This window comes from Streptomyces sp. NBC_01428, from assembly GCF_036231965.1.
Lineage (GTDB): Bacteria > Actinomycetota > Actinomycetes > Streptomycetales > Streptomycetaceae > Streptomyces.
In genome coordinates this window covers 5,504,896-5,525,514 of the sequence record NZ_CP109499.1, presented here as the reverse complement: position 1 = coordinate 5,525,514, position 20,619 = coordinate 5,504,896, and the positions used below count along the sequence as shown (strand labels likewise).

Sequence of the window (20,619 nt, the reverse complement as noted above, 5' to 3'; positions counted from 1 at the left end):
TGTTAAGTAACCCAAATTTTAGGGGCCCGCCCACGCAAGGGATACGTGAGCTTGGCGACAAGGGGGAAACTGCCCGTGAAAGCGCTCCCCCAAGCCCCGACTATGCTCGGGCGCGCACCGACGCCGCACACCCCAGGAGCACCCATGGCCCTCAAGATCACCGTGATCGGCACCGGCTACCTCGGCGCCACGCACGCCGCGGCCATGGCCGAGCTCGGCTTCGAGGTGCTCGGGCTCGACGTGGTGCCCGAGAAGATCGAGATGCTCCAGCGGGGCGAGGTCCCGATGTACGAGCCCGGTCTGGAGGAGCTGCTGCGCAAGCACGTGGCCGGGATCGAGGGCTCGACGGGCCGGCTGCGCTTCACGATGGACTGGGCCGAGGCCGGGGCCTTCGGTGACATCCACTTCGTCTGCGTGAACACCCCGCAGAAGCACGGCGAGTACGCGTGCGACATGTCGTACGTCGACTCCGCCTTCGAGTCGCTCGCGCCGCACCTGCACGGTCCCGCGCTGGTCGTCGGCAAGTCCACCGTGCCGGTGGGTTCGGCGGCGCGGCTGGCGGAGCGGCTCACGGAGCTGGCGCCCGCCGGGGAGGACGCCGAGCTCGCCTGGAACCCCGAGTTCCTGCGTGAGGGCTTCGCGGTGAACGACACCCTGCACCCCGACCGGATCGTGGTGGGTGTGCGCAGCGAGCGCGCCGAGAAGCTGCTGCGCGAGGTCTATGTCACGCCGGTTGCCGAGGGGTCGCCGTTCGTGGTGACCGACTTCCCGACCGCCGAGCTGGTGAAGACGTCCGCGAACTCCTTCCTCGCCACGAAGATCTCGTTCATCAACGCGATGGCCGAGGTGTGCGAGGCCGCCGACGGTGACGTGGCCAAGCTGGCCGAGGCCATAGGGCACGACGACCGGATCGGGAAGAAGTTCCTGCGGGCCGGGATCGGCTTCGGGGGCGGCTGTCTGCCCAAGGACATCCGCGCGTTCATGGCGCGCGCCGGCGAGCTGGGAGCCGACCAGGCGCTGACGTTCCTGCGCGAGGTCGACACCATCAACATGCGGCGGCGCGGTCAGATGGTGGAGATGGCGCGTGAGGCGCTCGGCGGCGGCTCGTTCCTCGGCAAGCGGGTCGCCGTGCTGGGCGCGACCTTCAAGCCGGACTCGGACGACGTGCGGGACTCCCCGGCGCTGAACGTCGCCGGGCAGATCCACCTCCAGGGCGGCCAGGTCACCGTCTACGACCCGAAGGGCATGGCGAACGCGCGCCGTCTCTTCCCCACGCTGGGGTACGCCGACACCGCGACGCAGGCCGTGCGGGGCGCCGATGTGGTCCTGCACCTGACGGAGTGGCGGGAGTTCCGCGAGCTGGACCCGGCGGTGCTGGGCGAGGCGGTCACGTCCCGGGTGCTGCTGGACGGACGGAACGCGCTGGACCCCGAGGTGTGGCGCCGGGCCGGCTGGACGTACCGGGCGATGGGGCGGCCCACCGCCTGAGGGTGTCGAGGCGACGCCGGTCCGGCCGAGGCTCAGTCGGCCGGACCGGCGTCCGTTGCATTCTGCACCACTTCGCCGTGCGGTGGACGGCGGTCGCCCGACTCCCCTCGGGCCCCTGCCCGGGGGCTACTTGGCGCGGTAGCGGCGCATCTTGGCGCGCGCCCCGCACACCGACATCGAGCACCAGCGGCCGCGTCCCGCCGGTGAGCGGTCGTAGTAGGCCCAGTGGCAGTCCGGGGCCTCGCAGGCCTTGAGCCGCGGCCAGGTGCCTTCGACGAGCGACTCGGCGACCGCGACGGCGATCCGGGAGGGCAGGGGCACCTGGGCGGCCGACGAGCCCGAAGAGCCTGAAGAGCCTGAAGAGCCCGGGGAGTTCCGGGAGTTCGGGTCGGTGGAGGTGTCGGCGTTCCCGGCGGGGGTCAGGCGGGCGCCGCCGTCGTGCTCGTCGACGGTCAGCCGCAGCGGGGCCCGGGCGAGGAGTTCGCCGAGCTGGGTGACCGCGGCGTGGGCCGGGTGTCCCGCGTGGGCCAGGCACACCGCCCGCAGCGACTCGCGCAGTTCGCGTGCGCCGGGCACCTCGTCCGGCGTGAGGCCGAGGCGGGCGAGACCGTCGGCGGTGTCCAGGGAGTCGGCGCCCGATGCGAGGTCCAGGGTGTTCACCAGGGTCTGGACCAGGGCGAGGCCGCCGGGTGCGGGCGCTCGGTCGTTCATGCTTGCGACGTTACCTCCTGTGCGGGAGTATGGGGTAACCGTTACCTCTTGAGTCGATGTACCAGTAACCGTCAGTACTCTCACGGAGGAAGTCATGGCTCTCGCCACGCTCGACGTCGTCGTCCTGGACTGTCCCGACCCGCGCGCGCTGGCCGGGTTCTACGCCGAGGTGCTCGGCGGCACGGTCCGCAACGAGGGCGACTGGGTCGACCTCGACCTGCCCGGCGGCCGCAGGCTGGCGTTCCAGGCCGCGCCCGCGTACACGGCGCCGCGGTGGCCCGGCTCCGACGGGGCGCAGCAGTTCCATCTGGATCTGGCCGTCGAGGACCTGGACGCCGCGGAGAAGGGCGTGCTGGCGCTCGGTGCCCGGCCGCTGGACACCGAGGACCGGTCCCGCTCGTTCCGTGTGTACGCGGACCCCGCCGGGCACCCGTTCTGCCTCTGCGCCTGCTGAGCACGGCTGCCTCGCCGCCCCGGCCCCCGCGGAGTTCACCTCTGGAGGAGCACGTCATGGAACAGCCCGTCGCCCGTCTGCGCAACGTCGTCCTCGACTGTCCTGATCCCCGTGCGCTCGCCGCCTTCTACGCGGCCGTGGCGGGCGGTGTGCCGCAGGCGGAGGACGACGACTGGGTCGTCCTGCGGATCCCGGGCGGGCCCCGGCTGGCCTTCCAGCGGGCGCCGGGGCACGTCCCGCCGCGCTGGCCGAGTGCCGCCGGGGACTCGCAGCAGTTCCATCTGGACTTCGAGGCCGGTTCGACCTGGGAGGCCGTCGACGCGGCGCAGGAGCGGGTGCTCGCTCTGGGCGCCCGTCCGCTCGACCTGGACGACGAGGACGGAAAGAAGGACTTCCGGGTGTTCGCCGATCCGGCCGGGCACCCGTTCTGCCTGTGCATGATCGACGCCCCCGGGACGCCCTGACCCACCGCTCCGCCGGCGGTTCCCCGCCCGGGGTGCGGCCGCCGGGGCCTCAGCCGTCCAGGTCGGCGATCCTCGCGCAGGACGGCGGGCGGCGCTGCTGGGCGGCCCGGCCCGTGAACTCCGCGCTGCGCAGCACGCGCTGGACGTTGCCCCAGGTGAGCAGGGCGAGGTCGGACGTGGACCAGCCGCGGGAGATCAGCTCCGCGACGAGGTGGGGGTAGCAGGAGGCGTCGGCGAGGTCCTGCGGGTGGGCCGCGCCCGAGTCGTACGTGCCGGAGAGGCCGACGCACTCCGCGCCCGCGAGCGCGCGGACGTGGTCGAGGTGGTCGGCGACGTCCCGTACGGAGGGGCCGGTCTGCTCGGCGGTCAGCGGGACGAGGCACAGGCCCTTGGCGGCGCCCAGTTCGGTGAGGACCTCGTCGGGGAGGTTCGCCGGGTGGGGGCGCAGGGCGCGGGCGGCGGAGCGGGTGAACAGGACCGGGGCCTTGGTCACCGCGAGGACGCGGCGGACGGTGGCGTCCGAGGTGCCGGAGAGGTCCGCGAGGACGCCGAGCCGGTTCATCTCGCGCAGCACCTCCTCGCCGAAGCGGGTGAGGCCCGCCTCGCTCGCCCAGGAGACACCCGTGAGCGTGAGGATGCGCAGGCCGAGGGTGTGCAGGGCGCGCAGGATGCCCAGGGAGTCGCCGAGCGCGGCGGCTCCGGCGGGGCCGAGGACGACGGCGATGCGGCCGCAGTTGCGGGCATCGGCGATCTCGGCGGCGCCGCGCGCCATGCGGAGCCCCTCGGGGTGCGCCTGGACCACCGTCTTGACCAGGTCGAGCTGCTCCATGGTGGCGCCGACCGCGCGGTCCCCGGCGAGGCCCTCGGGCAGGTGCAGTGACCAGAACAGGGCGCCCACGTGCCCTTCGCGCAGCCGGGGCAGGTCGGTGTCGACGGCGCTCTCGCCCAGCTCCAGATCGAAATAGGGCAGGTGGCGCAGCGCCCAGGGCAGGCCGCTGTAGCCGTCGGCGACGGGGTTGCCGGCCAGGAACGCGCGGGCGCGCGCGAGCGGGTCCGCGCCGGGTTCGTTCTCGGGGGCTCCGGGGCCGGTCCCGGCGAGGGTGCGGGCCGCGGGGGCCGTCGGTTCGGACGCGGGCCAGGCAGCGGGCGGGTCGAGCTCTCCCACCTCGACGGCGGTGGCCAGTTCGTCCTGCAGGTCTGCCATGACAGGCTCCGGGGGTGGACGGCGGTGATCGCAGTACCGCCACCGTGGCACGGAGCCCGGAGGGCTTCCATGTGGGTGGGGCGTTCGGGGGTACGTGTACGCCCCACGGGTGCGGCGGTGCCGGCCCGGGCATGCCGAAGGCGCCCGGCCGGGCGGCACGGGCGCCTTCGGTGGAGCGGGGGACGTCAGCCGTCCAGTTGCTCCAGGGTCGCGTTCGACGGGGCGCGGGTGGCCTGGAGGTCGCGGGCCACGTCCTCCGCCGCGCCCAGCACGCGTACGGAGTTCCGCCAGGTCAGCTTGGCGACGTCGTTGGCCGACCAGCCGCGGTCCAGCAGCTCGGCGATCAGGTTCGGGTAGCCGGAGACGTCGTCGAGGCCGTCCGGGGTGAACGCCGTGCCGTCGTAGTCGCCGCCGATGCCGAGGTGGTCGATGCCGGCGACCTCGCGCATGTGGTCGAGGTGGTCGGCGACGGTGGACACCGTGGCGACGGGGCGCGGGTTCGCCTCCTCGAAGACGCGATGGACCTTCATGCCCTCGGCGGTGGTGTCGAGGTGGTGCAGGCCGTGCGCGCGCATGTTCTCGTCGGCGGCGGCCGTCCAGTCGACGGCGGCCTGGAGGACGAACTTCGGCACGAACGTCACCATCGCCACGCCGCCGTTGGCGGCGAGCCGCTCCAGCACGTCGTCGGGGATGTTGCGCGGGTGGTCGCACACGGCGCGGGCCGAGGAGTGCGAGAAGATCACCGGCGCGACGGAGGTGTCGAGCGCGTCGCGCATGGTGGTCGCGGCCACGTGCGAGAGGTCCACGAGCATGCCCTCGCGGTTCATCTCACGGACGACCTCACGGCCGAAGGCGGACAGGCCGCCGCCGGCGGGCACGTCCGTCGCGGAGTCGGCCCACGCGATGTTGTCGTTGTGGGTGAGCGTCATGTAGCGGACGCCGAGGGCGGCCAGCTGGCGCAGGACGGCGAGGGAGTTGTCGATCGAGTGACCGCCCTCCGCGCCCATGAGGGAGGCGATACGGCCCTCGGCGCGCGCCGCCTCCATGTCCGCGGCGGTCAGCGCGGCCCGCAGGTCGGCCGGGTGGCGATCGATCAACTGGCGTACGCAGTCGATCTGTTCGAGGGTCGCGGTGACCGCGCCGGGCAGGTCGGAGCGGACGTACACCGACCAGTACTGCGCGCCGACGCCGCCGGCGCGCAGCCGGGCCAGGTCCGTGTGCAGGTGGGCGCTCTGGTCGGTGGCGATGTCCCGCGCGCCGAGGTCGTAGCGGACCTGTTCGCGCAGCGCCCAGGGGAGGTCGTTGTGCCCGTCGACGACGGGGAACTCGGCGAGCAGGGCGCGGGCCCGGTCGAGGGAGGGGACCGAGGAGCCGGCGGGCAGGGGGGTCTCGGAGGACATGCGCGTCACTTCCCGAAGCCGAAGCCGCCGGTGCCGCTCTCGACCTTGGACCGCAGCCGCTTGCCCTTCTCGGTGGCCTGGTCGTTCAGCTCCTGCTGGAACTCCCGCATCCGGCCGAGGAGTTCCTCGTCGTGGGCGGCGAGGATCCGGGCGGCCAGCAGACCGGCGTTGCGGGCGCCGCCGACGGAGACGGTCGCGACGGGCACGCCGGCCGGCATCTGCACGATGGAGAGCAGCGAGTCCATGCCGTCGAGGTACTTGAGCGGGACGGGCACCCCGATGACGGGCAGCGGGGTGACGGACGCCAGCATGCCCGGCAGGTGGGCCGCGCCGCCGGCGCCGGCGATGATCGCCTTGAGTCCGCGCTCGGCGGCCTGCTCGCCGTACGCGATCATCTCGCGCGGCATGCGGTGCGCGGAGACGACGTCCACCTCGTAGGGGATCTCGAACTCGTCGAGGGCCTGGGCCGCGGCCTCCATGACGGGCCAGTCGGAGTCCGAACCCATGACGATGCCTACTACTGGGCTCATTCGGTGATCGTGCCTCTCAGGTAGCCGGCTGCGTGCCGGGCGCGATCGAGGACGTCGTCCAGGTCGTCGCCATAGGTGTTGACGTGGCCGACCTTGCGGCCGGGCTTCACGTCCTTGCCGTACATGTGGATCTTGAGCTGGGGGTCGCGGGCCATGCAGTGCAGGTACGCGGAGTACATGTCCGGGTAGTCGCCGCCGAGGACGTTGGCCATGACGGTCCACTTCGCGCGGGGGCGCGGGTCGCCGAGCGGGAGGTCGAGGACGGCGCGGACGTGGTTGGCGAACTGGGAGGTGATCGCGCCGTCCTGGGTCCAGTGGCCCGAGTTGTGCGGGCGCATCGCCAGTTCGTTGACGAGGATGCGTCCGTCGTGGGTCTCGAACAGCTCGACGGCCAGGTGGCCGACGACGCCGAGCTCCTTGGCGATGCGCAGGGCCAGCTCCTCCGCCTGGAGGGCCAGCTCCTCGGCGATGCCGGGTGCCGGGGCGATGACCGTGTCGCAGACGCCGTCGACCTGCTGGGACTCGACGACGGGATACGCGACGGCCTGTCCGTGCGGGGAGCGGACGACGTTGGCCGCCAGCTCCCGCACGAAGTCCACCTTCTCCTCGGCGAGGACGGGGACGCCCGCGCGGAAGGGTTCGGCGGCGTCCTCCAGGGAGCGGACGAACCAGACCCCCTTGCCGTCGTAGCCGCCGCGGACGGTCTTCAGGATGACCGGGAATCCGTCACCGCCCGCGCCGTCGGGCAGGCCCTCCGCGGCGAACGCGGCGACGTCCGCCACGTCGGTCACGATGCGGTGCCGCGGGCAGGGCACGCCGATCGCGTCGAGCTTCGCGCGCATCACGCCCTTGTCCTGGGCGTGCACGAGCGCGTCGGGTCCGGGGCGGACGGGGATGCCGTCCGCCTCCAGGGCCCGCAGGTGCTCGGTGGGGACCTGTTCGTGATCGAAGGTGATCACGTCACAGCCCCGCGCGAAGTCGCGCAGCGTGTCGAGGTCGCGATAGTCGCCGATGACGACGTCGCCGACGACCTGCGCCGCGGAATCCTGTGGAGTGTCACTGAGGAGCTTGAATTTGATGCCGAGCGGGATGCCCGCCTCGTGTGTCATACGAGCGAGCTGGCCGCCGCCGACCATGCCGACTACCGGGAACGTCACGCTCCAAGAGTATCGGCCACGCCACGCTGGCTGGTTTCGGCACCGATACGCCCGATTTTCCGTGCTGGTGACCGGGTCTTTTCTTACCTGTGAAGACATGCACGGGCACCGCGCGGGGGCGCTGGTTAGCATGGCTGGGTTGACGTATTCCATCGCTTGATCGACGACGTACCCACCGACGGGGGCTGGCGACACCATGGACAGTGCTTCCTCGGGGCCTCAGGCGGGGCCCCGCAGCGCGGTTCGCCGCCGCTTCGACCTGCTGTTGCGTGAGGTCGCCAAGTTCGGCGCGGTGGGTGGCGCGGGGCTGCTCGTCAACCTGATCGTGTTCAACCTGGTGCGCCACACCACGGACCTCCAGGTCGTGCGGGCCAGTGTCATCGCGACGGTCGTCTCCATCGTCTTCAACTACGTGGGCTTCCGCTACTTCACGTATCGGGACCGCGACAAGGGCGGCCGTACCAAGGAGCTGACGCTGTTCCTGCTGTTCAGCGCGGTGGGACTGGTCATCGAGAACGGCGTGCTCTACGCCGCGACGTACGGCTTCGGCTGGGACAGCCCGCTCCAGAGCAACATCTTCAAGTTCCTCGGCATCGGCGTCGCGACGCTCTTCCGCTTCTGGTCCTACCGCACCTGGGTGTTCCGGACGCTTCCGGCCCGTGAGGCGGTGGCCAGTGCCGAATCGTTCCTGGACGAGGAGCCGGAGCCCCGGCGGGCCCAGGCACGCGCGAACTGACCCCGGCGGGACCGTCCGGGAGAGACCGTAGGCTCCCCGTTCCCTCTGCTTCCCGCTCCCTCTGCTCCCCGCTCCGCTACCTGACCGTCCGCTCCTCGTCGTCGTCCTCGCCGATCAGCGGGCCTCGCTTCAGGGGGGTCCGGGACAGGAACAGGCCGAAGACCGGGGGCTGGGCCTGGAGCATCTCCAGACGGCCGCCGTCGGCCTCCGCGAGGTCGCGGGCGACGGCCAGGCCGATGCCGGTGGAGTTGCGGCCGCTGATGGTGCGCTCGAAGATGCGGGCGCCGAGGTCGGTGGGCACACCGGGTCCCTCGTCGGTGACCTCGATGACGGCCTGGTTGCCGATGACCCGCGTCCGCAGGGCGACCGTGCCGCCGCCGTGCATGAGGCTGTTCTCGATCAGCGCCGCGAGGACCTGGGCGACCGCGCCCGGGGTGCCCACCGCCTGGAGATGGCGCTTGCCGGAGCTGACGATCGCGCGGCCCGCGCTGCGGTAGGCCGGGCGCCACTCCTCCAGCTGCTGCTTGATGACCTCGTCGAGGTCGAAGGTGACCGCGGAGCCGGTCCGCGGGTCGCGGGCGTTGGTGAGCAGCCGCTCGACCACGTCCGTGAGGCGCTCCACCTGCGTCAGCGCGATCGTCGCCTCCTCCTTCACCGTGTCCGGATCGTCGGTGAGGGTGATCTCCTCCAGGCGCATCGACAGCGCCGTCAGGGGCGTGCGCAGCTGGTGGGAGGCGTCGGCGGCGAGCCGGCGCTCGGCGGTGAGCATGCGGGCGATGCGCTCCGCGCTGCCGTCCAGGACGTCGGCCACGCGGTCCAGCTCGGGGACGCCGTAGCGCTTGTGGCGCGGGCGCGGGTCGCCGGAGCCAAGCCGTTCCGCCGTCTCGGCGAGGTCGGTGAGCGGGGAGGCGAGACGGTTCGCCTGGCGGACGGCGAGCAGGACGGCGGCGACGATCGCCAGCAGGGCGACGGCGCCGATGATCAGCAGCGTGCGGCCGACCTCCCGGGTCACCGAGGAGCGTGGCTCCTGGACGGTGACCGTCTCGCCCTCCTCGCCCTTGGCGGTGTAGTGGATGACGTCGCCGGTGGGCTCGGTGCCGACCTCGATGGGATCCCGTCCCGGGATTTTGATCTCGGCGTAGCGCTGGTCGGTGACCTGGTTGCGGAACGTCTCGCTGGAGATGTTCTCGTCGCCGAGGATGCGGCTGTCCACGATGCTGGCCAGCCGCAGCGCCTCGGAGTCCACGCGTTCCTGGGCGCTGTTGCTGATCGTGCGGGTCTCGACGATGACGAGGGAGACACCGAACACGGCGATCACGACGAGGACGACGGCGAGGGTGGACTGGATGAGACGGCGACGCACGGGGCCCTCCGGGCAGGTGGCGGTACGTGGACCAGTGTGCACGGTCGCCGGGCCGTCCCCGCGGGGCGCCGGGCCGGGGTACGGGGTTTCCGGTGCCCGCCGGTTCCGGCACGGCTCCGCGGCGGGCGGGCCGTCTGCGGTGCGGTACGCGGAACGCCTCGGGGGCCGGACGGCCGTCCGGCCCCCGAGGCGGGGCCTCAGCTCTTCTCGAAGCGGAAGCCGACTCCTCGTACCGTCGCGATGTAGCGGGGGTTCGCCGCGTCGTCGCCGAGCTTCTTGCGCAGCCAGGAGATGTGCATGTCGAGGGTCTTGGTGGAGGACCACCAGGTGGTGTCCCAGACCTCGCGCATCAGCTGGTCGCGGGTGACGACCCGGCCGGCGTCGCGCACCAGCACCCGCAGCAGGTCGAACTCCTTGGCGGTGAGCTGGAGTTCCTCGTCGCCCATCCAGGCGCGGTGCGACTCGACGTCGATCCGCACGCCGTGGGTGGCGGGCGGCTGCTGGGGCTCGGCCGCGCCGCGCCGCAGCAGCGCCCGGACGCGGGCGAGCAGTTCGGCGAGCCGGAAGGGCTTGGTGACGTAGTCGTCGGCGCCGGCGTCGAGGCCGACGACGGTGTCCACCTCGTCGGCGCGTGCGGTGAGGATGAGGATGGGCACGGTGTGCCCCTCCGCGCGGAGCCGGCGGGCCACTTCCAGGCCGTCCATACCGGGCAGCCCGAGGTCCAGCACGACCAGGTCGACGCCGCCCTGCATTCCGGCGTCGAGCGCGGTGGGTCCGTCTTCGCGGACTTCGACCTCGTAACCCTCCCGGCGCAGGGCACGGGCCAGCGGCTCCGAGATGGACGCGTCGTCCTCGGCGAGCAGTACACGGGTCATGGGGTGATGGTAGTCCGCCGCGGACGAGGCTCGGGCAGTGATCGGCCTCCGTGATTCACACCCTCCGTCCGGGTGTTTCTTACCTGCGGGTGTGGGATGCCATCCTGAGGAACACCTTCGAATGGCTCCCGGCGGTTCCATGATCGCCTGTGATCCATCTCTCAAGTCCTTCCATATGGTGCATTGCCATGTCGTATGGTGACCGGACGCCTGTAGCACTACATGGGGACCTTTGGCGCGTGCTTGATGCTGAAGGTCTCTTTTGTGTGCGGGCTGGTGTTCGCCAGCCTCGAAAGGAATGACCTGTGGCCGGGCCCGAGGCGCGCTGACGCGCACCGGGCGTGGATCCCGGTGGTCGCCGTCCACCGCTTCGCCATCCGGAGCGGACTCCCCGTGGGCGTGGGGGCGGACGCCGTTACCGCCGGTGCCGGCCGCCCCCCACTGGGCGCGCGACTCCTCAAGGCCTTCGACTCCGGTCCGGCCCGGGGGACCCCCACAGCGCGTCCCGACAGCAAGGAACGACCATGGCGTCCAGCCTGACGAAGGCCTCGGTGAACCCGGGTACCCCCGGGTCCGGGAAGACCTTCTTCGGCCACCCCCGCGGACTGGCCACTCTCTTCATGACCGAGATGTGGGAGCGATTCTCCTACTACGGAATGAAGGCACTGCTCCCGCTGTACCTGGTGGCACCGGGCGGCCTGCACATGAATGCGGCCACCGCGACCGCGATCTACTCGGTGTACCTGTCGCTGGTGTACCTGCTCGCCCTGCCGGGCGGCTGGTTCGCCGACCGTGTCCTCGGCCCCCGCAAGACGGTCGCCGTCGCGGGTCTGATCATCATGCTGGGCCACCTCACGCTGGCCCTGCCGACCTCCGGCACCTTCTTCGCGGGACTCGGCCTCGTCGCCATAGGTTCCGGTCTGCTGAAGGCCAACATCTCCACGATGGTCGGCCACCTCTACGACGGTCCGGACGACCCGCGTCGTGACGGTGGCTTCACGCTCTTCTACATCGGCATCAACCTGGGCGCCTTCATAGCGCCGCTGATCATCGGCACCGTCGGCGAGAACGTGAACTGGCACCTGGGCTTCGCCATCGCCGCGCTCGGCATGGCCGTGGGTCTGGCCCAGTACCTGCTCGGCAGCCGTCACCTGAGCCCCCGTTCGCAGGAGGTCCCCACGCCCCTGTCGCCGGAGGAGAAGGCCTCGACGCTGCGCAAGTCCGCGCTCTGGGCCGCCGTCGCCGTGGTCTTCTACGCGATCGTCGGCTTCTCGGGCCACTACACGCTCAACTGGCTGCTGGTCCCGATCACGCTCGCCGGCCTGCTCATTCCGGTGATGGTCATCGGCCGCATCAAGCGGGACAAGTCGCTGGACCGTGCCGACCAGTCGAAGATGTCCGCGTACATCTGGTTCTTCATCGCCGCGGCCGTCTTCTGGATGATCTACGACCAGGGCGGTTCGACGATGTCGATCTTCGCCGATTCGTCCGCCGAGAACACCATCTTCGGCTGGGAGTTCCCGGTCTCCTGGTACCAGTCGGTCAACCCGGTCATGATCATGGCGCTCGCGCCGGTCTTCGCCTGGCTGTGGCTGGCGCTCAACCGGCGCGGCAAGGAGCCGAGCACGGCCACCAAGTTCGCCTCCGGTCTGATCCTGGTCGGTGCCTCGTTCTTCCTCTTCCTGGCCCCGCTGACGATCGCCGAGGGCGGTCACAAGGCGGCCGCCATGTGGCTGGTGGCCATCTACTTCGTCCAGACCGTCGGTGAGCTGACGCTCTCCCCGGTCGGCCTCTCGGTCACCACCAAGATGGCCCCGGCGAAGTACGCCTCCCAGATGATGGGTGTCTGGTTCCTGGCCGTCACCGCGGGTGACGCCACGACCGGCCTGCTCTCCATCGCCAACGTCGACCTCAACAAGACGGGCATCGTGGCCCTGGAGGCCACGCTCGCCGTGATCGCCGGTGTCGCGGTGTGGATGTACCGCAAGAAGGTCAAGCAGCTGATGGGCGACGTCCGCTGACGCGGGCCGCACCAACGGCGGAGGGCCGCCGCACCACCGGGTGCGGCGGCCCTCCGCCGTTTCGGCGCGTGGCGGTCGCCGTCACAGCGGCCGCCCGGCGATCTTGAAGGGTCGGCCGGTCACCTCGTCCTGCCGCGGGGCATGAACGTGAAGACCGCTCCGCCCAGGAGGATGACCGTGCCGGCGACCAGACCCAGGGCCTCGAGGGCGCCGTGGCTGTCGGAGCCGGTCTCCGCGAGGCCGCCGGACGCCGAGCCCGTGGAACCCGAGCCGGACGAGGAGGAACCGCCGCCGGACGCGCCGCCCGCCTGCTCGGAGGTGTCCAGGGTGAGCGAGACCTCGGACGTGGCCGGGGTGCAGGTCGTCGTCGTACCGAGGGCCATCACCGTCAGGACACCCGGGGACAGCGTCGACTTGCCGGTCGCGCCCGGCTTGTACGTGCCCTTCAGGTCCGGGACCTCGATCGGGTCGCCCGCCTTGATGGGCCCGGAGTTGGTCGGGCCCTCGACATGGACGGTGCCCTTGTCGGCGCCGCCGAGAGCGACCTCCATCGAGGGCTTCACGGAGTCGGCCGGGATGTCCGCCGGGCTGTCCATCACGGACGTGCCGAACTTGACGGTCAGGGCGTAACTCCCGCCGCTCTTCTTGGCGTTGATCTGCACGGGCGAGGTGGCGTTCTTGTCCCCGATGGGCGTCTTGCACGCGTAGGCGACGGAGACCTGCTTGCCGGTGAAGTCGGTCTGCCCACCGCCGCCGGTGGAGCCACCGCTGTCGTCGCCACCGGTCGCTCCCCCGGTCCCGCTGCCGGTTGGCGACGGGGTGGCCGAGTCGGTCGGCTCACCGGACGGAGTCGGCGTCGGGGTCGGCGTCGGCGTCGGCGTGGAGCCGCCCGAACCGCCGCCCGCGGCCGTCACCTTGATGGTCGCGGAGGAGCCCACCGCCTCCTTGGGCGTGCACTTGGTGTCGGTGGAGATCGGCTTGTTGACGTTGATGTTGTAGGCGTCCGGGGTCAGCGTGACGTCACCCGCCGCGGTCAGTTTGAGCTTGCCCGTCATGTCGGACAGCTTCATGTCGCTGTTCTTGGGGATCGCGGGGTTCTGGCGCGGCCCCTCCATGGCGATGCTCGTGGTCTGCGCGCCGCCCGCCTTGAGGGTGCCGGAGGGCTTCACCGTGTCCTTGTCGAGGTCGAGGACGTCCGGGTTCTTCGAGGCGGCCTGGGCGAACTTCCAGGTGATGGTGACCTCGTCACCCACCTTCGCCTCCGCGGGCGCGGTGATCTCCACCTTCGTGGTGCCCTGCACGGCGGGCAGCCCCGAGATCGCGGGCGGGATGCACTCCGTCTTGTACGACACCTCGGCGGCCTGCGCCGGTACGGCGGCCACGCCCAGCAGGATGCCCGCACCGCCGAGCATCAGCGCGACTCCGGCCGCGCCCGCTCTGCGTCCGGTGTCCGGTACCACTCTCCGTAGCGTCCTCACGTATGTCCCTCTCTCGTCTGTGTCGTCGGACCGTTCTCGTGCGGTGCGGAGAGCTGACCGTTCGTCGCGGTGCCCGGATCGCTGTCCGGGGTGAACCACGGCAGGGCGGCCGGGGCCGGCGAGGCGTCCGGGACGTCCGCCGGGGTCGGAGGGGCGGGCGCGGGGGCCGGCCGGGGCAGGCGCTGTGCGAGGTCGGTCAGGCGCAGCACCCGGTGCCGGCCCGCGCGTCCGCTCGACCGGTGCGGGCGCACCCGGTCCACCAGGGCCATGCCGACACGGAACACCGCGGCCGGGACGACCACGCAGAGCAGGATCCAGAAGACGGTCACACCCCAGGGGCGGCCCACGCCCCACGGCTGCTCGGCGAGCACCTTCCCGCCGTACTTGAGGGAGACCGTGTAGTCGCCGTGCGCCCCCGCCGCCAGCTCGAACGGGAGCTTGATCCGCGCTTTCCGGCCCGGCTCGACGGTGCCGCGCCACTCCTGCTCCTCCCACTGCGGGGCGAACACCCCGTGGGAGGTGCCGACCTGGAAGACCGGGTTCTTCACGGGGGCGGTGCCGACGTTGCCGACGGTGAAGACGAGGGTGCGCGCCGGGGGTGAGCCGAACCAGGTCAACAGGCCGCTCGACCCGTCGAGGCGGGTGTCCGTGAGCACCGAGAGCCGGGCCCCGCTCGCCTCCTTGGGCAGCGGTTCGACCGAGTGCCCGGCCACCATGAAGAGGGCGTCCGCCTGCGCCTCGGCCCCGGTGACGGTGGCGACGTGCACCACGCAGGGGCAGGGCTTCGGCGGTTCGGCGACCGGCAGTTTCCTGGTGAAGGCGCCCTTGGCGTCGGTGGTGACGGCCCGGCCGTCGGCGTTGGCGCAGGAGTTGGTGCCGCCGATGACGCCGCGCGAGGGCACCGACTGTCCGCAGATGAGCAGCATGAGCAGGGCCTTGGGCCGCCACCCGCTGCCGCTCACGGTGACCGAACCACCGGCCCCCGCCTGGGATCTGGACAGTTTCACGCTCGGACCCGCGGCGGCGGACGCCGGACCCGCCGAGGTGATCACCGCCAACGGGCCGAGGAGAAGGACCAGGACCGCGCCCAGCGCTGCCGTCCGCATCGTGCCGCCCAGGACCCTCACGCCACCGCTCCCGTCAACTCGACCTCTGTGCCGGGCTGTTCGATCGCCGCTCCGGCCTCCGGACTCCGGTGCCCGTGCCGCCGCGGACCCGGTCGCGCGGGACGCCCCAGACGTCGTACGGCGATCAGGGCGACGACCGCCGCCAGGACGGCGCCCGCTCCGGCGGGCGCCCACCACGGCACGAACCGGGCGGACGCGGTCGCCTCGCCGCGCGCCCCGCCCTCCGCGGTCACCGTCAGCCGCACGTCGACCGCGTCGAGGACCGGCGGGTCGGTCCAGGATTCGTGGAGCGTGACGCGGCGGCCGGGGAGGAGGCCGACGGGCAGGGTGCGCGGGGCGCGGTCCAGTACACGGCCGAGGACGCCGTCCGCGTGCACGGCCAGGCGCGGGGTGAGGACGGTGGTGCCGCGGTTGACCAGTTGGTAGGAGATCCGGCCGCCGTGCACCCGGACGTGTTCGACCGTCAGGGCCGACAGGGCGGGTCCGGCCACCCGCAGCCGGACCCGGACCGCCGCGGTGCGGCCTTGCGCGCTCACGACGATCGCGCCGGGATGGTCGCCGGGCGCCGCGCCCGCCGGGACGGCGACGGTGAACGGCACGTCCGCGCGGGTGTGCGCGGGCACGCGCACGGACAGGGCGCGCACCGCCGTCCGCCGGCCGCCGGAGCGCTCGGCGAAGGCGATCCACGCGCCCGTGCCGATGACGCGGTCGCGCGCGGTGGCGCCGTCAGCGGTGCGGTCGGCGCCACGCACCCGGACCGTGAGGGGCCTGCCGCCCGGGTTGACCACGGACACGGCGTCCTGGAGGACCGTGCCGGGCGCGCCCTCCGCGTACACGGAGGGCCGTCCGTCGGCCGCGCCGCCCGCGGCCGGGACGACGGACCAGCCCGGAGCGGCCTGGGCCGCCGGGGCCGCGCCGAGCAGCACCAGGGTCGTCAGGCCCAGCACGCGGGCGGCGGGGAGTGCGTAGGGCATGCGGCGGCTCCAGGTCGTCGTGCGGGCAGGTCAGCGGCGTACCGCCTGATGCCTGCGGGTCAGCCACAGCACGCCCGCCGCGCCCGCGAGCAGGACGGTGCCGCCGAGTGTGCCGAGGGCGATCGCGGAGTCCGCGGGGCCGGTCTGCGGAAGCTGCCCGCCGGAGTCCGAGCCGCCCTGGCTCCCCGAACCCGAGGACCCCGAGGAGCCGGACGAGCCCGAGCCGGAGCCCGAACCCCCGCCCGCGGCCTTCACGTCGAGGGTCAGGGAGGGCTTCGGGCTGTTCGAGGGCGAGCAGGTGGTCGTGGTGCCGAGGGCCTTGATGGTGAGGACGCCCGCGGTGAAGGTGACCTTGCCGGACTTCTTCGGTGTGTACGTGCCGCTCAGGTCACTGATCTTGATGGGCGTGTTGGCGGGGATGGCGGCCGCGTTGGCCGGTCCGGTGACCGCGACGGTGCCGCTGTCGGCGCCGCCCACCTTGATGACGGCGCTGGGCGTCATGGCGCCCTTGCCGAGTTCGACCGGGCTGGAGGAGACGCCCTTCTGCCAGGACATGGTGAGCTTGTAGCCGCTGCCGCTCCTGACGCCCTTGATGTCGATGGGCGACACGGCGCTCTTGTCGCCGATCGGCGTCTTGCACTGGTAGTTGACGTCGACGACGGCGGCCTGGGCTGCCGGGGCGGCCATCAGCACCGCCGAGCCGGCCAGGGCCGCGGCGCACGCGAGCGCGGCGGTTCGTTTCTGGTACGTCCGGTACGACACGGGCCTGCCCCTCACTCCTGACGTCGTCCCCGACGGGACACGCGGCGAGATTTCCTGACGGAACATCAGATCGGCCGTCAAGGTACGCCCGGGGACTTGTGGAGGGAAGACAAAGTGCGCGCCGGATCCGTGGGGATCCGGCGCGCGGAGTGACGTACGGGGTGGGAGGCGGAGGTGTGTGCCGAGGACTCCCCGCGTCAGGCGGGTGCGCCCAGCTCGGCCCACACGGTCTTGCCGGAGACTCCGGGGCTGCGGACGACCCCCCAGTCCAGGCAGAGCCGCTGCACGATGAACATGCCGTGGCCGCCGGGGCGGCCGGCACGGTGCGGGGTGCGGGGTGCGGGCTGGCCCGCGCCGCGGTCCGACACCTCGATGCGCAGCACCTTGTTGTCGACGGAGATCCGGAGTTCGTCCGGGCCCTCGGCGTGCAGGCAGGCGTTCGTGACCAGCTCGGAGACGACCAGCAGGACGTCCTCCGCGGCGGCACGCCGGTCGGCGCCCTCGGCGGGCAGCCAGCCCCAGGCGTACAGCGCCTGGCGGGCGAAGTCGCGGGCGAGCGGCACGACGCCGCTCTCGCCCTCGAAGTTCAGTCTGCGGGCCTGGCGTCCCGGAGGAGCGAGGACCGCGCCGTCCGGAGTGGCTCCGTCGCCGGGCGGTCCGCCGTCCACGGGCGCCGTGTCGTCCACGGACGCCCCGGAAGCGCCGCCGTCGCCCGACTCAGGGCCGCGGTCGCCCGGCGGGTAAGGCCGGGTGGTGCTCATCAGCGCTTCACCTCACCGATTCACCGGTTCACAATTCAAGACTCGGTACGCAGTACTCAGTACGGATGGATCAACGGCTTTCGCCGCGTGTGGATCGGACGACTTTCGCCGCACCGGAGGCCGGCCCGCTCGCTGCCGACGCATCCAGGATGTCTCCTGCCCGACGGAACCGTCCGAACACCCACTTATTCGGCACGGAAACTGTGACGCGAGTAACGCGCCGGTCACGCGGGGGCGACTGGGACATAACGGCGACATGATCGACGGGCCGCCCGGTCAGTCGGCGAGAGCCGCTTCGAGCGTGTCGTGCACGGTGAAGACGGCCTCCGCCCCGGTGATCTCGAAGACCCGTGCGACCACCGGCTGCATCGCCGCCAGATGGACGCCGCCGCCCGCGGCCTCGGCCTTCAGCCGGGCACCGAGCAGCACGTTCAGTCCGGTGGAGTCACAGAACTCCAGGCGCGAACAGTCGACGACGAGCCGTGAGTACCCCTTTTCGAGGCACCCTTCGAGTGGCTCACGCAACAGATCGGCCGTGTGGTGATCCAACTCACCCGCGGGGGTCACGACGGCACTAGTGCCCTCTTCCCGCACCTCGACAAGAAGCCGGCCAGACTGTGCGCTGCCGACCGTCCCGCGGTCCATGCCGTCTCTCTCCCGAGCGTCCGACTGCTGATGTATGCACTCGAACACTACGCCTTCTCTACGTCACCTGACACCCGAACAACCCCCCGCAAACGGACATTTCGACACAGAAGGCACTTGCGACAAGTTCACAAAAGCGGGTAGGGCTAGTGGAGACACCTATCCGACCCGGCCGGCTTTGGAGGCGCCGCACACCGCAGTGCACGTATTGGCATCGGCGGCCATATGCCGAGAACGATGGAGGACACCCATGTCAGCCCGGCTCGACGCATCGCATACCCAGACGGCGACGTCGACACCCTCTCCGGTCGGCCCGGAGCACCTCGAAGGCCCCGGCCCCGACGGAGCCGACGGACTCGCGGGACTCGACGGTCTCCCGGAGATCCCCCCGTACGACGAGGTGGGGCCGGTGGACGCACGGGCCCTGTCCAAGACGCTCTTCGCGCGTCTCGAGTCCCTCGAAGAGGGCACGCACGCCTACGCGTACGTCCGCAACACGCTCGTCGAACTCAACCTCGCGCTCGTGAAGTTCGCCGCCTCCCGCTTCCGCTCGCGCAGCGAGCCCATGGAGGACATCATCCAGGTCGGCACCATCGGCCTGATCAAGGCGATCGACCGGTTCGAACTGAGCCGGGGCGTCGAGTTCCCCACCTTCGCCATGCCAACCATCATCGGCGAGATCAAGCGGTTCTTCCGCGACACCTCCTGGTCGGTGCGGGTTCCCCGCCGGCTTCAGGAGCTCCGGCTCGACCTGGCCAAGGCGGGCGACGAACTCGCGCAGAAGCTGGACCGCGCTCCGACAGTGGGAGAGCTGGCGGAACGCCTCGGCATCAGCAACGACGAGGTCGTCGAAGGCATGGCCGCGTCCAACGCGTACACGGCCAGCTCGCTGGACGCCCAGCCCGAGGAGGACGACTCCGAGGGCGCGCTCGCGGACCGCATCGGCTACGAGGACAACGGGCTCGAAGGCATCGAGTTCGTGGAGTCCCTCAAGCCGCTGATCGCGGAACTCCCCCAGCGTGACCGGCAGATCCTCTCGCTGCGCTTCGTGGCGAACATGACCCAGTCCGAGATCGGCGACGAACTCGGCATCTCGCAGATGCATGTCTCCCGGCTCCTGTCGCGCACCCTCGTGCGACTCCGGAAGGGACTGACCGTCGAGGAATGACAGGGCTTCGCGGCCCGTGTGGCCGCGCGCAAGGGAGCGGTCCGGCGCCATCGGCGCCGGACCGCTCCCTTTTCCGCTCCTGTGCCGTCCCGCGCGCCGCCCCGGCCGCGTCCGGCGGCCGCCTCAGACCGCGCGGGCGCCCCGCCGCCAGACGGCGCTGACCAGCGGGACGCCGGGACGGTAGGCGAGGTGGACGTGGCTCGGGGCGTCCAGCAGGGTCAGGTCCGCGTACGCGCCGGGCGTGAGGCGTCCGACGTCGTCGCGGCGCAGGGCCCGCGCGCCGCCCGCCGTCGCCGACCACACGGCCTCGTCCGGCGTCATCCCCATGTCGCGCACCGCGAGGGCGACGCAGAACGGCACGGACGAGGTGAACGACGAGCCCGGGTTGCAGTCCGTGGACAGGGCGACCGTGACGCCCGCGTCGATCAGCCTGCGGGCGTCCGGCCACTCGGCACGGGTCGAGAACTCGGCGCCCGGCAGCAGCGTCGCCACGGTGTTGCCGCTCGCGAGGGCGTCGACGTCCGCGTCCGTCAGATGGGTGCAGTGGTCGGCGCTCGCCGCGTCCAGTTCGACGGCGAGCTGGACGCCGGGACCGTGGGTGAGCTGGTTGGCGTGGACGCGCGGGTGCAGGCCCTTCGCCCGGCCCGCCGTGAGGATCGCGCGCGCCTGGTCGCCGTCGAAAGCGCCCTTCTCGCAGAAGACGTCCACCCAACGGGCGTACGGGGCGCAGGCGTCGAGCATCTCGCCGGTCACCAGGGCGACATAGGCGGCCGGGTCGTCGGCGAGGTCCGGCGACACGATGTGCGCGCCGAGGTAGGTGACCTCGTCGGTGTGCGCGGCGGCGATGCGCAGGGCGCGGGCCTCGTCGGGGACGGTCAGGCCGTAGCCCGACTTGGTCTCCATGGTCGTGGTGCCCTGGCGGAGCGCCTCGTGGAGGTAGCGCGTGAGGTTCCGCTCCAGCTCCTCGTCGGAGGCGGCGCGGGTGGCGGCGACGGTGGTGCGGATGCCGCCGGCGCTGTAGGCGCGGCCGGACATCCGGGCGTTGAACTCCTGGGTGCGGTCGCCGGCGAAGACCAGGTGCGAGTGGGAGTCGACGAAGCCGGGGATCAGCGCGCGGCCTTCGGCGTCGAACCGGTGGTCGGCGGCGGGTGCTTCACCGGCCTCCCCGGTCCACACGACACGGTCGCCCTCGATGACGACGGCCGCGTCCTGGATGAGACCGAGCGGGGATCCGTCACCTTGAGAAGGATCGTTGGTGACCAGACTGGCGATGTTGGTGATGACGGTCGTGCTGCTCATGG

At 71.8% G+C, this 20,619-nt stretch carries 20 protein-coding genes; 6 read left to right on the top strand and 14 right to left on the bottom strand.

The features are described from left to right. Positions 1 to 144 precede the first annotated feature (144 nt). Positions 145 to 1,488: a UDP-glucose dehydrogenase family protein gene (locus OG406_RS24010; RefSeq protein WP_329187685.1), complete on the top strand. Its 1,344-nt coding sequence runs from the start codon at positions 145 to 147 to the stop codon at positions 1,486 to 1,488. A 126-nt stretch (positions 1,489 to 1,614) separates the two neighbouring features. On the opposite strand, the gene OG406_RS24005 is transcribed toward OG406_RS24010, so the two are convergent. Then, positions 1,615 to 2,199: a CGNR zinc finger domain-containing protein gene (locus tag OG406_RS24005; protein ID WP_329187684.1), complete on the bottom strand. Its 585-nt coding sequence runs from the start codon at positions 2,197 to 2,199 to the stop codon at positions 1,615 to 1,617. 94 nt (positions 2,200 to 2,293) lie between these two features. Here OG406_RS24005 and OG406_RS24000 point away from each other — a divergent pair, with 94 nt between their 5' ends. Next, positions 2,294 to 2,653 carry a VOC family protein gene (locus OG406_RS24000; protein ID WP_329187683.1) on the top strand — a complete coding sequence of 120 codons (360 nt, stop codon included), beginning with the start codon at positions 2,294 to 2,296 and terminating at the stop codon, positions 2,651 to 2,653. Between the two features lie 56 nt (positions 2,654 to 2,709). Further along, on the top strand, positions 2,710 to 3,117 hold the full coding sequence (locus OG406_RS23995) for a VOC family protein (RefSeq protein WP_329187681.1): 408 nt from the start codon (positions 2,710 to 2,712) through the stop codon (positions 3,115 to 3,117). A 49-nt stretch (positions 3,118 to 3,166) separates the two neighbouring features. On the opposite strand, the gene OG406_RS23990 is transcribed toward OG406_RS23995, so the two are convergent. The 4 genes from OG406_RS23990 to OG406_RS23975 all read right to left on the bottom strand — a co-directional run bounded on the left by OG406_RS23990 (position 3,167) and on the right by OG406_RS23975 (position 7,408). Then, on the bottom strand, positions 3,167 to 4,321 hold the full coding sequence (locus OG406_RS23990) for a dipeptidase (protein WP_329187679.1): 1,155 nt from the start codon (positions 4,319 to 4,321) through the stop codon (positions 3,167 to 3,169). 185 nt (positions 4,322 to 4,506) lie between these two features. After that, positions 4,507 to 5,721, bottom strand: a complete 1,215-nt coding sequence (locus OG406_RS23985; protein ID WP_329187678.1) for a dipeptidase — start codon at positions 5,719 to 5,721, stop codon at positions 4,507 to 4,509. 5 nt (positions 5,722 to 5,726) lie between these two features. After that, on the bottom strand, positions 5,727 to 6,251 hold the full coding sequence (gene purE / locus OG406_RS23980) for a 5-(carboxyamino)imidazole ribonucleotide mutase (protein ID WP_267051011.1): 525 nt from the start codon (positions 6,249 to 6,251) through the stop codon (positions 5,727 to 5,729). Further along, a complete protein-coding gene (locus tag OG406_RS23975) occupies positions 6,248 to 7,408 on the bottom strand; it encodes a 5-(carboxyamino)imidazole ribonucleotide synthase (protein ID WP_164373065.1) in 1,161 nt (386 codons plus the stop codon). The genes purE and OG406_RS23975 overlap by 4 nt, the downstream gene beginning before the upstream one ends. A gap of 196 nt (positions 7,409 to 7,604) precedes the next feature. On the opposite strand from OG406_RS23975, the gene OG406_RS23970 reads away from it, so the two are divergent. Continuing rightward, entirely contained in the window at positions 7,605 to 8,144 is a 540-nt protein-coding gene (locus OG406_RS23970; protein ID WP_267051012.1) for a GtrA family protein, read from the top strand. Positions 8,145 to 8,220: 76 nt separating this feature from the next. Here OG406_RS23970 and OG406_RS23965 read toward each other — a convergent pair whose 3' ends face one another. Beyond that, a complete protein-coding gene (locus OG406_RS23965) occupies positions 8,221 to 9,507 on the bottom strand; it encodes an ATP-binding protein (RefSeq protein WP_164373063.1) in 1,287 nt (428 codons plus the stop codon). A gap of 197 nt (positions 9,508 to 9,704) precedes the next feature. Next, complete coding sequence (locus tag OG406_RS23960) at positions 9,705 to 10,382, bottom strand: response regulator transcription factor (protein ID WP_018566970.1); 678 nt, start codon at positions 10,380 to 10,382, stop codon at positions 9,705 to 9,707. Positions 10,383 to 10,906: 524 nt separating this feature from the next. On the opposite strand from OG406_RS23960, the gene OG406_RS23955 reads away from it, so the two are divergent. Then, positions 10,907 to 12,403, top strand: coding sequence for an oligopeptide:H+ symporter (locus tag OG406_RS23955; RefSeq protein ID WP_266848082.1), 1,497 nt, complete (start codon positions 10,907 to 10,909; stop codon positions 12,401 to 12,403). 119 nt (positions 12,404 to 12,522) lie between these two features. On the opposite strand, the gene OG406_RS23950 is transcribed toward OG406_RS23955, so the two are convergent. The 6 genes from OG406_RS23950 to OG406_RS23925 form a co-directional block, all read right to left on the bottom strand. After that, a complete protein-coding gene (locus tag OG406_RS23950) occupies positions 12,523 to 13,815 on the bottom strand; it encodes a hypothetical protein (protein WP_329190952.1) in 1,293 nt (430 codons plus the stop codon). A gap of 62 nt (positions 13,816 to 13,877) precedes the next feature. Continuing rightward, the gene (locus OG406_RS23945) at positions 13,878 to 14,987 is read right to left on the bottom strand and encodes a hypothetical protein (RefSeq protein WP_266849548.1); all 1,110 of its coding nucleotides are present in this window, start codon (positions 14,985 to 14,987) and stop codon (positions 13,878 to 13,880) included. Between the two features lie 17 nt (positions 14,988 to 15,004). Beyond that, positions 15,005 to 15,982, bottom strand: a complete 978-nt coding sequence (locus OG406_RS23940) for a COG1470 family protein (RefSeq protein ID WP_329187674.1) — start codon at positions 15,980 to 15,982, stop codon at positions 15,005 to 15,007. 30 nt (positions 15,983 to 16,012) lie between these two features. Continuing rightward, complete coding sequence (locus OG406_RS23935; RefSeq protein WP_267051015.1) at positions 16,013 to 16,744, bottom strand: LPXTG cell wall anchor domain-containing protein; 732 nt, start codon at positions 16,742 to 16,744, stop codon at positions 16,013 to 16,015. A gap of 197 nt (positions 16,745 to 16,941) precedes the next feature. Beyond that, entirely contained in the window at positions 16,942 to 17,505 is a 564-nt protein-coding gene (locus OG406_RS23930; protein ID WP_327409643.1) for an ATP-binding protein, read from the bottom strand. 276 nt (positions 17,506 to 17,781) lie between these two features. After that, positions 17,782 to 18,150, bottom strand: coding sequence for an STAS domain-containing protein (locus OG406_RS23925; RefSeq protein WP_164373056.1), 369 nt, complete (start codon positions 18,148 to 18,150; stop codon positions 17,782 to 17,784). Positions 18,151 to 18,400: 250 nt separating this feature from the next. On the opposite strand from OG406_RS23925, the gene OG406_RS23920 reads away from it, so the two are divergent. Further along, positions 18,401 to 19,318 carry an RNA polymerase sigma factor SigF gene (locus OG406_RS23920; RefSeq protein ID WP_329187671.1) on the top strand — a complete coding sequence of 306 codons (918 nt, stop codon included), beginning with the start codon at positions 18,401 to 18,403 and terminating at the stop codon, positions 19,316 to 19,318. A gap of 123 nt (positions 19,319 to 19,441) precedes the next feature. Here the strand turns inward: OG406_RS23920 and hutI are convergent, their stop codons facing one another. Next, complete coding sequence (hutI, locus tag OG406_RS23915; RefSeq protein ID WP_327409642.1) at positions 19,442 to 20,617, bottom strand: imidazolonepropionase; 1,176 nt, start codon at positions 20,615 to 20,617, stop codon at positions 19,442 to 19,444. Positions 20,618 to 20,619: the final 2 nt, after the last annotated feature.